Origin of the sequence: Xenorhabdus innexi, assembly GCF_002632485.1 — a bacterium.
Taxonomy (GTDB): Bacteria; Pseudomonadota; Gammaproteobacteria; order Enterobacterales; family Enterobacteriaceae; genus Xenorhabdus; species Xenorhabdus innexi.
Genome location: NZ_NIBU01000006.1, coordinates 22,151 through 35,073 on the forward strand (window position 1 = coordinate 22,151; position 12,923 = coordinate 35,073).

Annotated in this window: 4 protein-coding genes; all 4 read left to right on the forward strand. The window is 47.0% G+C overall.

What is annotated here, in order from left to right; genetic code table 11:
* Window positions 1–2 precede the first annotated feature (2 nt).
* The 4 genes from Xinn_RS03755 (at window position 3) to Xinn_RS03770 (ending at window position 12,923) form a co-directional block, all read left to right on the forward strand.
* A complete protein-coding gene (locus Xinn_RS03755; protein ID WP_086953854.1) occupies window positions 3–965 on the forward strand; it encodes a TauD/TfdA family dioxygenase in 963 nt (320 codons plus the stop codon).
* Between the two features lie 90 nt (window positions 966–1,055).
* On the forward strand, window positions 1,056–6,050 hold the full coding sequence (locus Xinn_RS03760) for a type I polyketide synthase (protein ID WP_086956467.1): 4,995 nt from the start codon (window positions 1,056–1,058) through the stop codon (window positions 6,048–6,050).
* A 4-nt stretch (window positions 6,051–6,054) separates the two neighbouring features.
* On the forward strand, window positions 6,055–11,676 hold the full coding sequence (locus tag Xinn_RS03765) for an aminotransferase class III-fold pyridoxal phosphate-dependent enzyme (RefSeq protein ID WP_086953852.1): 5,622 nt from the start codon (window positions 6,055–6,057) through the stop codon (window positions 11,674–11,676).
* A complete protein-coding gene (locus tag Xinn_RS03770; protein ID WP_086953850.1) occupies window positions 11,673–12,923 on the forward strand; it encodes an MFS transporter in 1,251 nt (416 codons plus the stop codon). The genes Xinn_RS03765 and Xinn_RS03770 overlap by 4 nt, the downstream gene beginning before the upstream one ends.

A 12,923-nucleotide genomic window follows, 5' to 3' on the forward strand; every position in this document is an offset into this window, starting at 1 on the left:
GAATGAATCAAGCGATATACACCATTGAATTGTCAGGCTCAGAAGTTGATGAGATTCAGGCGCTGATCGGCGGCTTGCAGAAGCGTTATCACTCCACTGATGATCAAGCGTTTGTTAGCAGTCTGCCGGAGTGGGTGGAGTCATTACCCACCCGGTTACGTATTGAAGTCAAAAAATTCCGCCATCAAAGTTACCCGTTAGTGATCATAAAGGGATACCCCGATCTGTCTGAGGAGATGGGAGCAACGCCGAACCACTGGAAGGATGTTTACAATACGAGCAGTAATTATGATTACTACTGTTGTTTGATGTCCAGCTTATGTGGTGATGTAGTCGGTTTTTCTGATTTACAGGACGGAAAACTGGTGCAGGAGATTTTCCCAATCCAGAAAGATGCCGGAAAGCAATTAGGAACCGGCTCCGTGGATCTGTTACTGCATACTGAGGATACCTCGCTGGACTACCGTGCGGATTACCTCGGTTTTATGTGTATCCGCAATATTTACCGAATCCCGACTAGTGTGTCGATCCCCGATTTTTCAAAACTCAGTGAAAAAACCATCACTATCCTCAAGAAAAACAAATTCCGTATTTTTAATGACCGCCCTTGTCTGTCAAAAGAAGAACGGAATGAGGATTACACTGTCTGCCCAATCCTGACGGGAAGCGGCGATCATATTCATATGCGCTATGACCCTCTGTATATGGATAAAGCTGCATTGAATAGCGAAGAACTTGAAGCAGTGGCTGAATTGGAAGCATTAGCTGAATCATCAGTATTTGATCTGATTTTAAGCCCCGGTGAAATTGCTTTTATTGATAATTACCGCTGTGCTCATGGCCGAAAAGCGTACCAACCCAGATATGACGGCACTGATCGCTGGTTGAAACGCGTCCAGATTTTAACAAGATTACGGGATTTTAAACACTTGTCGTTACCCGGCCGCATCAACGTACTGCCTTAAATTTTCACTTTAAATTTAAGTAAAAAGGTGAATTTTTGCTGCCTGAAATCGTGATGTATGTGAGTGATCTTTTTTATTTGGCTTAAAAGTATGTGTAAACAAAATCAAAATGCAGAAGCCGATCGTTTTGTCGGGCAATGGAGCGTCTGTCTTCAGGGGCTGGATACTGAAAATGTACTTATTCTGGCATTACTGAAAAAGGCACTCAGCGATGTTGACGCAATACGCTTTAACGATTTGCAATCCGGGCGTCAGCTAAGCTGGCGCCAATTATTGTGTAGTATTGCCCGCTTTTATCGTTATCTGCATGAAGTGAATGTTACCCGTGGTCAGCGGGTAGTGGCAATTTCGCATAATCGCTGGGAATTACTGGCTATTGAATTCGCCTGCCAGCTTAAAGGTGCTATTTATGCTCCGGTATATGCAAATTATTCTGAAGAGATGATGACTTATTGCCTGTCATTGGCAGAACCCGCATTAGTCATCACTGAGAGGGTATCACTTGCGCAGGCGCTGGTGCAGAATGCCTCGTTGCAGGTGATGACACTGGAACAGTCCGGTATTTTCACTGACTTTGCCAGCATTGACAGCGAAACCGGCCTGATCAGCCCGGATAAAGCCGTCAGCCATGAAGCTATCGGGGAGGCGCTGCTCAGGGCGCTTGCGGCTGATTTACAGGCTGTGCAGTCAGAACAGGCATTTTGTTTGATGTTTACTTCGGGTTCCAGTGGCAAACCGAAAGGGGTGCTGCTCAGTCAGAACAATATCTTGTCACAGCAACGGGCGTTGCAGACATTATGGCATTTCGATGGCCCGCAGTCTTTTCTCAGTTATCTGCCCTGGCACCACAGTTTTGGCGGATTATTTGAAAAATACACGGCCATTTTTAATCAGGCAATGCTGCATATTGATAACAGCCGGGGCATGGATATTGCCCGGATGTGTACCAATCTGAGTCAGTTAAAACCGACACGATTTTTTAGTGTGCCAAAGATACTGACCGTGGTTGCCAACAAAATGAAGCACTCAGAGGATTTTTACCGTGCCGTGGCACCGACATTGCAGCAGATCTTCTCTGCTGCCTCCAAATTGCCTCCAGATATCGAAGACTATTTTAAGCATTGTGGTATCTCCGTAGCTGAGGGCTGGGGATTGACGGAAACCAGCCCATGCCTGACGCTTAAAGGGGCAGACTGTGAAGAACACAATAGCGTAGGCCGCCCTTTACCCAATGTCACCCTCTGTATTGATGAAGATAGTGGGGAGATTCTGGCAAAAGGGCCGAATGTGATGCTGGGCTATTACGCAGATGAAGCCGCTAACCATCGCTGTTTTAAGCAGGGATGGTTCAGAACCGGCGATCTGGGCCGGATGGTCAACGGTGAACTTGTGCTTCTGGGACGATTGGATTCGGTAAAAAAATTGTCTAATGGCGAAAAGGTATCCAGCGATGCTATTGAACAAAGTCTGCTTGAGAAGACCGATATTATCAATCATGCCATTATTGATATTGAACAACGCCCTTACGTGACTGCTTTATTATTTATTAACCCTGAGCTTTGTCGCCAGCGATTTGGTGAGGATTGCACACGACAATTTTCATCAGGGCAATCTTTATCAGGTCAATCTTTATCAGGTCAATGTTCATCACGCTTGCAGCAGCATATTGCAGAGGTGGTACAGCAGCATAACCATCAGGTGGAAGATAGTTCGCTGAAATTGATTGCAGTGGCGGTCACTGAAACTGCACTGTCCTCTGCCAAAGGTGAAGTTACTCCATCATTTAAAGTATCCCAGCGTACTGTGCGCGAAAATTATCAGGCTGTGCGTGACGCTTTATATGATACCAACACACCTTTCCATCTGAATCCGGCATGTCATTCATTTCTGAAAATTACGGAAAATCATCTTACTTCCCCCGCTGTTTCTGAAGATGTAGCGCCACTACAGCAGATTAACTGGCAAACATTTGTTCATATCATTGGTCAAGTTCGGGGTCAGAAGCTGACCGAAGATGATGCCCAACGCTCTTTACTGGATCTGGGTTATAACTCAGTCACTATCGTTCAGTTGGCTGCTGGTTTAAGTCAGGCTCTTGGTCATACTGTCACAGAAGTCGCGCTATTCTCCGGTTCGTCAATTCATCAGCTCTGGCAGAGACTGGTCGTACAAACATCGCCAAGACAAGCATCAGCAGTACAAGCCAAAGTATCACTGTCGTCCGCACAAGATAATGCTGATGTGGCGATTATTGGCTATGCCGGGCGTTTTCCGGGCGCAGAAGATTGCGATCAACTGTGGGAAAACCTGCGGACAGGAAAAAGTTTTTTCAGCCGTTGCCCGGAGGATCGTCCCTTTATGGCGCCGCTATTAGCTGAGTTTGAAACTAATGGCGTTCAGTTAAACGCAGCGTTTTGCGACGATATTCGCCAGTTTAATCACAGTTTTTTCCAGATTAACCCCAAAGATGCCCGGCTGATGGACCCTCAGCACAGATTATTGTTGATGGTGACATGGGAGGCGATTGAGCAGGCTAACCTGAGCCTGAATAATTTGAAAGAAAGCCGAACAGGTGTATTTGTCGGCATCAGCCAGAATGGTTATCGACAACTGTTACAGGAGCATCTCTCGGAGACGGGAAAAGAGGGATATCCGAGCAGCGCAATCAATAATCAGAACAGTGTATGCGCAAATCGCTTATCGTATTTTCTGGATTTAAGAGGGCCTTCGTTAACAGTTGATACTTTGTGTTCATCATCGCTGGTGGCATTGCATCAGGCGCGTTTGAGTATCGAACGGGGTGAATGCGATACCGCGATTGTCGCAGGTGTACACCTGCAACTGGATATGGCTCATTTCAGGGAAATGCAGCAATTAAGCGTGCTGTCTGATGATGGCGTATGTCGTCCTTTTGATGCTAAAGCGAACGGAACCGTTCTGGGCGAAGGTGCCGGAGTAGTGATCCTCAAACGTCACGATTTTGCCATTCGTGATAACAACGATATCAAAGCAACTCTGCTGGCTTCCGAAATTTATCATGGTGGCCGCAGTAATGGCATCACAGCCCCTGATCCGCTGGCACAGCAACAGTTGTTGGAACGGTGTTGGGCAAATGCCGGCGTGAAGGCGAGTGATATTGGTTATTTTGAAACTCACGGTACTGGTACTCATCTGGGCGATCCGATCGAAATGGCGGGTATCCATGCCTGTTTTCACGATCAACAAGCACAGACTCCCTGTTATTTAGGCGCGATCAAAGCCAATATCGGGCATCTCGAAGCTGCCGCAGGAATTGCCGGACTGATCAAACTTTTGTTGGTTGATAAACACAGAATGGCACCACCGGTGGCTGCATTCAGCCAGTTGAACCCTCGTATCACTTTAGTGGAAGGACAACTGGCGATCCCTGTCACTGCACAACCGCTCGCCCCTGAAAAAACATGTCTGGCTGTCAGTGCATTCGGTATGGGAGGAACAGGGGCGCATGTGGTGATCAAAAGCCAAAGTAAAGGTAAAAGTGAAACAAGGCGTTCTGATACAGAACCAGAAAACGAAACATTACCTTGTGTGTTGAGCGGGTGTGATCAAGCCCATCTGACAGCGATTGCCGGTCAGTTATTGGCAGATGTGCAACAACAGGTGACACAAAAGAAGTTTGTGCTCAGGAGTTTTTGTCAGGCACTGGCTCAACGTACCGTCTTGCCGGTTGTCTGTACATTGGGGGTAAGTAGCGCTGAACAACTGATTGATCAGCTATCTGCAATAGCCAGAGGGGAAGAGATAGGTTATCGCGTCAGTGAAAATGGCTCACCAGTGACTATTTCAACTGATAACACAACGATGGCCTTAGTTTTTGCCGGGCAGGGAACTCAGTCGGTAGCGATGGCAGCTCAGTTGTATCGTCATCATGTGCAGTTTGCCCGCTGGATTGATCATCTTGATCAATTGTGTTCGGAGATAGCCCACGAAAACGGGCAACTCAAGGTGGAGGTCAGACAACTTTTAACTGAGCCGACAGATGAACAGACGATCAACCGCACCGAGTTTGCTCAGGTGATTTTGTTTGCCTTCGAATATGCGCTCTATCAATGTCTGCGTCCCGCCATCGGGCGTGTAGATATGCTTCTTGGTCACAGCCTGGGGGAATATGTAGCGGCCTGTATCGCCAATGTATTCTCCCTGAAAGACGGGCTGAAAATCATCATCAAGCGCGCTCAACTGATGGAAGCCAGCGATCCCCGTGGTGCGATGATGATGGTGAATGGTTCGGCGCAGCAAGTGAGCATGCTGATTGAAAACAGACTAAAGACTGAGCAGCAGACTGAACTGACGATCGCAGCAGAAAACAGTGAAACTAATACCATCATCAGTGGTACACGTTGTGTGCTTGAAGATTTCCGGCAAGAACTGGAACAACAGGGTTTCCATGCCCGCTTTATTAAGACTAACCGGGCATTCCACTCTCCGATGATGGTTAAGGCGGCTCAGGAATTTGCTGAATTCCTCGCTGATATTCCGCTTAAAGTGGCAGAAGTGCCGATTTTGTCGAATCTGACGGGGCAACCGGAAACGGAGTGTTTCTCTACAGCAGAATATTGGCAGCAGCACATGTTAGGGCGCGTCCTTTTCCGGCGTAATCTGGAGAACCTGATAGCAATGGACGGGCTGAAGATCATTGAGATTGGCCCCAAAAGTATGCTCAGTATATGGCTGGCGGAGAAACAACCGCGCCATCTTGTCTCTGCTTATTGCCCTTCGCAGAGCAGTCAGCAACTCAATTATTGTGATTTATTGGCGGTATTAGCCAGCGATCATTTATCCGGTTCGCCGGGAGAATGGCTGACAATGTATTCACCACCCACATTCAATCCCGCCTTATTACCTGCCAGAAAACTACTGACAGAAACGTGCTGGTTTACGGAATACACCGCACCGTTAGTGACCGGATTAAGACAACAGAACCAGCCTGATAAATATGAAGATAGTGATCTGATTGATCATGAGAATTTCTTCATCATGCAACAGCAAATGGACTGTATGAACACCATTTTTCAAGCCCAATTAGAACTGATGAAGGGAAAGTAACGTAATGATGCAACTGCCAAATGACATTAAACACACTCTGCAAAGTTGGTTACAGTCGGAATTAGCGAGTGAGCATGTGCCTACCGATACTGACTTTCTGGCTCTGGGTATTGAATCTCTCACGTTGATTAAATTTAAAAACACGATTAAATCCCAATATGGAGTAGATATTGGGATCGGGAAATTTTTTAAAGGGTTATCGAATATTAATAAGGTTGCCAATTTCGTCACTCAGCAAGCTCAGCCGACTGTGGCTGACGGTACGAGTGATAAATTAACGATGCCGTTATCTGTACCGGAGGTGCCAACGCCACCACAGATACAGCCACAGGCAACTGTTACTATGCAACCTGTTACTATGCAACCTGTTACTATGCAGCCTGAGCCGCGAGCACCAGCAACAGCTTCACACACATCTTCAGCATTATTGCCTCCGGTTCTGCCTGTTGTGACTGCCCGTGAAACCAAACACGAGTTTGATACTAAACAGGGCATTATGGTGGCTCAGTTAAACGCTATGCAGCAACTGTTCCAGCAGCAGTTAGCGGTATTGCAGAATATCAGGGGAGGAACCCCAGGCTTTGCAACGGCGAATCCACCGCCAGCGTCAGTATTGGCTCCGGTATCTACAGAGTCTGTATCATCAGGTAAAATTCCGCAGAACAGCACTCCGGCATCCGGTCAATCCAACGAAATCAGCCACTCTGAACAACCTCAGCCTGAAGCGTCTATGCCAGCAGTTTCATCAGGTGAAAAAGCCAAATTTACCTACAAACCGAGTAAGCTTTCAGAACCTGTTCAGTGTGATGCCGAAACAACCGCGTTTATTCAACAATACAGCGCGAAAACTATCGCTTCAAAAAACATGATTCAGAAATATCGCACAGCTCTGTGTGATAACCGCAATGCGATCCAGTTCAACAGCAAACTCAAAGAGCTGTGTTACCCGATTGTGGGGAAAACAGCAAAAGGGGCACACTTTACCGATCTGGACGGTAACGTTTTTACCGATATTGCGATGGGGTTCGGCGTCCACTTTTTTGGGCATAATCCGGATTTTATCCAACAGGCGTTGCAAAAGCGCATCCAGCACGGTTTTCACCTTGGCCCCGTTGATGAATCTGGAATGGTTGTTGCCGATCTCATTACTGAAATCACCGGCGTTGAGCGGGTTGCTTTCACCAATTCAGGCACTGAGGCGATTATGCTGGCCTGTCGTGTGGCGAGAACTGCCAGCGGGAAACAAAAAATTGTCATCTTCAATAATGCCTATCACGGTCATTATACCGAGATCCTCTTTATGGGCGGTATGAAGCAAGGAGAGCAGTTTCCTCAATCCAGCGGTATTCCTGACAATTTAGGGCAGGATATTGTGGTGCTTAATTATGGCGAACAGCAAAGTCTGGATTATATTGCGGCACACGGGCATGAAATCGCTATGGTTATGGTTGAGCCTGTCCAGTCACGTAATATCACTTTACGGCCGACATCTTTTATTCAGACGTTACGTAAAATCACCGCGCAACAGAATATCGTATTGCTATTTGACGAAATCATCACAGGGTTCCGTTATCACGCTCAGGGTGCCCAACATTATTATCAGATCAAGGCCGATCTGGTGACTTATGGCAAAGTCATCGGTGGCGGTCTGCCCGTTGGTGTACTGGCTGGTAATGCCGCAGTGATGGACTATATTGATGGTGGTTTCTGGCAATTTGGTGATGCGTCATACCCGCCTAATGAAACCACCTTCTTTGCAGGAACGTTTTGTAAACATCCTTTGGCAATGGCAGCCGCCGAAGCGACGCTGTTACATATGAAAGCACAAGGGCCATCGTTACAGGCCGATTTGAACGACAGAACCACAGGATTCGTTAAACGGCTTAATGGGTTATTTACGGCGGCAAACAGCGGGATAGAAGTTGCGAATTTCGGCTCACTGTTCAAATTCAGCCAGAAGAAAAATCATGAATTGTTCTTCCATCACTTATTAATGAATGGCGTTTATACGTGGGAAGGGCGCACCTGTTTCCTCTCCACCGCCCATGATGATAATGTGTTGGAGGAGTGTTTTAATGCCTTCGAAAAAGCGGTTGAAGGGATTTCAGTTTCTTCTCGGTCTTCTTCTCAGGCATCTGCTGCTCGCCCGCTGGATAAACCGACCGCCGCGAAGATGCAGGAAACAACAGTTCTGGCTGAACCCAGAATGCAGAAAAATCTGGCGATGCAGAGCTGGTATGATCCGGCAGCCTCCAAATCTTACAATGAATTCATTCAGTGTGTGGTGATTGATGAATTGCAACCCCGTCGTCTCAACAGCACCATTGAGTATCTATTCAGTCGCCACCAGCAGCTACAACAGGTATTTTGCCCTGAAACGTTTAAAACGGTAACGGGGCAATTTGATTATCATGCTGCAATGCGTACTGAACAGCAGTCTCTTGATTCACCAGAGAAATTGTCTCAATGGCAACAAGCCTGTGTAGATGAAGAATTTATCCTCGATCGCGGGCCGATGTTCAGAGTGCATGTGGCGCAGATTGATTTGTCCAGACCATTATGGGGCGGGACTTCTTTGGCGCAGTACGCATCGGGTCATAACAGGGTGGATATTTTACTTTTGGTTGCCCACCATACTATTGTTGATGGTGTCTCTTTAGATATCCTCATGGATGAGTTAGTCAATATTTATCATGGCGCTAGTGACTTACCCCCCGCTTTGCAATATCAGGATTATCTGGGGCAGTTGGCAGCATTCAAAAGGACAGCAGATTTTATTCATCAGAAATCATTCTGGCATAAATATTTGTCTGGCTGGCAGAAGGATTTGGCTAATTTACCTGCACCAGTACCTGCTGTACTCACTGAAGAGGGGGATGCACTTGCTACAGGTGGCTTCCATCTGGAGAAATTACCGGCTGAATTAACGGCAAAGATTTTGCACTACGCCACCGAACATCGTCTGACACCTTACATGTTGATGTATAGCATCTACTCCATTTTTCTGGGATCGGTGCTTAAACAATCTCAGTTCGTTATGTCCACATCGGTGTCCGGGCGTAACTTTGAGAACTTTGATAACCTGATAGGGTTAACGACAGAGATGTTGCCCGTTCGGGTAAATATTTGTAACGAACAGCAACTTTTCAGCGAATATCTTGACCTGAGCTGTGAACAGTTGCTGGAGATCCTTTCCCATCAGGATGTGACCACTGATGATATCGTGATGCAAAATTCCAGTCTGGGCAATCGTCCGGAAATACTCACCCGTTATCTCAATTACGATTTCACTTTCAGCCCGCGCAAACTCAGCCTTAATGACAGTGGTAGCTGGTCGCTATTGCTGGATAACCCTAAACGCTACACGGTTGGTCAATTATCTTTGGATGTGTTCCAGAGCGAAAATAACCTGTATCTGAACTGGGAGCATGCGGTACAAGCCTACAGCAAGGTACAGATTAAAATATTGTCCGGCAAAATGAGGCAGTTATTGAGCTACGTGGTGAATGCGCCGGAGCAGGATGCACTGACTTTGGCTGATATTGCCACTTATCTGAAATCAATGGATACACCTTCTATTGCCATAGGGGCATTGAGGAAGGAGTTTCTCTATCAGGCACCGATCCATGCCCTGTTTGAGCAGCGTGCAGCCGATCAGCCACAGGCATGTGCAGTAGTGGATACCGGCTTGCCGGAAGGGGAGAAACAACTTTCCTTTGCTGAACTGAACCGTCAGGCAAATGCGTTGGCTCATCACTTGTTACATCAGGGATTACAGCCGGAAGAGCCTGTTTTTGTCCGTGTTCGCCGTGGCGTCCCTTTGGCTGTTTCTCTATTAGCTATATTGAAAGCGGGGGGCGTATATGTTCCTGTCGATAAGAAACTCCCTGTAACTCAGGTTGAGCATCTGCTTTCAGTGCTGACGCCACGATTTGCCCTTATCGACGGCGATTATGACATCTTTAACTCTCTCTCTCATGTTCAGTGCTTCGACTTTGATAATGAAGAAACGCTGTTGCGTCAATGTGGTGTGGATGAGGGAAATACCGCGTTACTGCAAAATCCGGCAAAAGTTATTCCGGCAGGGCAGACTGCTTACATAACCTGTACTTCTGGCAGTACGCAAAAAGCGAATTGCGTAATGAATTCTCATGGAGCCATCGCTCATCACTGCCTGATGATGAAAGAGTATCTGGCGATCAGCGCCGCAGATCGGATGCTCCAGTTTACCGATTTATTCTGGGATATTGTTCTGGAAGAGCTGTTCCCTGTCTGGAGTGCGGGCGGTCGGGTTGTCTTTTTTGGTGATACACCCCCGGATACCTTTGCTGATTTTAATCAATTGCTGATTGAGCAACAGATCACGCTGGCTGATTTACCGTCTATTTACTGGCAGGGATGGGTAGAGAGTCTGGACGATCCTGCGATGGATTATCCACCTCATTTACGCCGCATTTTAGTCGGGACAGAAAAAGTTGATCCCCAGACGCTTAAGAAGTGGCAGCAGCATGTGCCGAAAGGGGGAATTTTCTCCAATGCCTACGCTCAGACCGAAACGACCATTACGGCTACAGATTCGGTCATTACTGCTGATACATGGGTTGGTGAAACAGTACCGCTCGGCAAGCCGCTGGCGAATACCGGTTTTTATGTGCTGGACGAAGCCGGGCAGCCAGTGCCGCGTGGCGAACCGGGTGAACTGTATATCGGCGGTCCGTTAGTCTCCAAAGGTTATTATGCTAATAGCGCTCTGACCGCCGCCAAGTATGTGGCTGATCCGTATATTCCGCGTGAAGCCTGCAACCATGCCACTCCGCTTATGTATAAAACCGGTGATTTGGTCAGCATGGATGAACAGGGATGCTTATCATTCCTCGGGCGTACCGATTTTCAAATTAAGGTACGTGGTTATCGGATTGAGCCGACTCAGTTGGAAAGTATTATCGGCCAATGGGAAGAAGTCGAACAGGTTGTACTGACGACAAACAGTGTGATTGATCCACGCATACCGGTGGCGGAAACAAAATTACTCTGCTACGTGCAGACTCAGGCTGATAAAACGGAACAAAAAGCGTTAAGTGAGCGGATACGCCAGTTTATCCGTCGAAACTTTGCCCATTATATGCAGCCACATGCCATTATTTATCTGGCTGAGTTCCCTAAAACGACCAATGGCAAAGTCTCGATAAAGCTATTCCCTTTACAGCCCAGCTCGTTGCAGGTTAGTGCATTACCTCCGCATGGTTCTGACAGTACCGATAAAACCTCATCAACGGTCGATCTTAACAGCACGGCGGGTCGTTTGCTGGTGGCTCATCTTGGGCAACATGGGTTGAGTATGAATGAAAGTTTTGTGGCGCTAGGGGGAGATTCGCTAATCGCGATTAAAATTTTGTCTGCATTGCAAAAAGAGTATGGCATGACGCTGAGATTGCCGGAGTTTATGGCCTGCGAAACATTGGCTGACCTGATCGAATGGATTGAATCGGCTTTGGCTCAGGGCAGGGTTACAAGCGACTCTCAGGCATCCTTACCAGATAGCCATGCGGAGATGGGGATGGTTGAGCAAAAGGTAAAACCCGTATTACAGGCTCGTAGTCGTAAAAAAAAGGTAATGGTTGAATGAAGGGGATCAATGGTTTTTATCCGTTATGGATTGGCATTGCCGTATCGATTTTTGGTAGTGAACTGACCGAATTTGCGTTCGGGTTGTGGTTGCTGGAGAAGCAGATGTCAGTCACTGCCTACACAAACATGTATCTGGTATTAGTGCTTCCGGCCTTTTTACTGATGCCGTTAGTCGGGTATGTGATCGATCACTACGATAAACGTAAAGTGTTATTACTGACCGAAGGCATTGCGGGTTTAGCGCTGGCGATTGTGCTTATCTGCAATCACTTTGGTTATCTCAATAATATTGTGGTTTATCTCTATATCGCATTAACCAGTGTGTTGACTGCGCTACAGATTGATTGTTACAGCACCCTGGTGTTCCGGCTGGTTCCGGCTGGTTCGCTGAATCGGGCGAATGCGTTGGGCAGCCTCAGTGATTCATTACCACAAATGCTTGCTCCGATTATCGGGGCGTTTCTGTTCTCACACTATGGTCTGGGGATTGTGCTGTCTATTGATCTGCTGACCTTCATGATCAGTGCATTTGCTGCCGGATTATTGTTCAGAGTCAGCGCAGTACAGTTTCTGCCGCATGATGATGGCACGCTCTCTAAATTGAACTGGAAAGCTATTTTTCCGGATATCGGGTGTGTCCGGTTGGTCAGGGCATCACCAGAAATGACTTATATGATTGCGTATACCTTCTTTAAAGCCATTCTGGTCGGGGGAACGTTAATCACGATTGTGCCTTATTTCACCAACTACTTTTCTGTTGCCGATGCGGGTTACATGATGTCTATCGGTGGCGTCTCCATGGTGATTGTCAGCCTTATATCAGCATGGCGACCCACGATATTAAGGCGTATGCCGCTGTTGGCTCTGGAATTTTTGTTCGCGGCAGGTTTTGTGGTATTGACGCAGATAAAGAATATTTATGTCGCTGGTATTTGTATTGCGGTCAGCTTTATCACGATGCGGATAAGCATCATCAAAATGCAAACGTTGTGGCAGACCACGGTGCCGAAAATATATCACGGTCGTGTCTTCGCGCTGCGTAATCTGGTTAAGACATTCAGCAGTTTCATTATTTATCTCATCACCGGAATTGTATTGGATCTCTTACTGGCTCAAAAGAGTGGATGGGCGATTTGGGGGCAGGGTAACCCGATGGATTTTTACTTTATCGGGATCACCTTACTGATATTACCTCCCTTGCTTATCTCGACACGCAGATTATTAGTCGCTATAGGGGGGGAATAA

Coding starts and splice junctions, on each gene's coding strand:
- Xinn_RS03755 (WP_086953854.1), top strand. CDS start 3: ATGAATCAAGCGATATACACCATTGAATTGTCAGGCTCAGAAGTTGAT.
- Xinn_RS03760 (WP_086956467.1), top strand. CDS start 1,056: ATGTGTAAACAAAATCAAAATGCAGAAGCCGATCGTTTTGTCGGGCAA.
- Xinn_RS03765 (WP_086953852.1), top strand. CDS start 6,055: ATGATGCAACTGCCAAATGACATTAAACACACTCTGCAAAGTTGGTTA.
- Xinn_RS03770 (WP_086953850.1), top strand. CDS start 11,673: ATGAAGGGGATCAATGGTTTTTATCCGTTATGGATTGGCATTGCCGTA.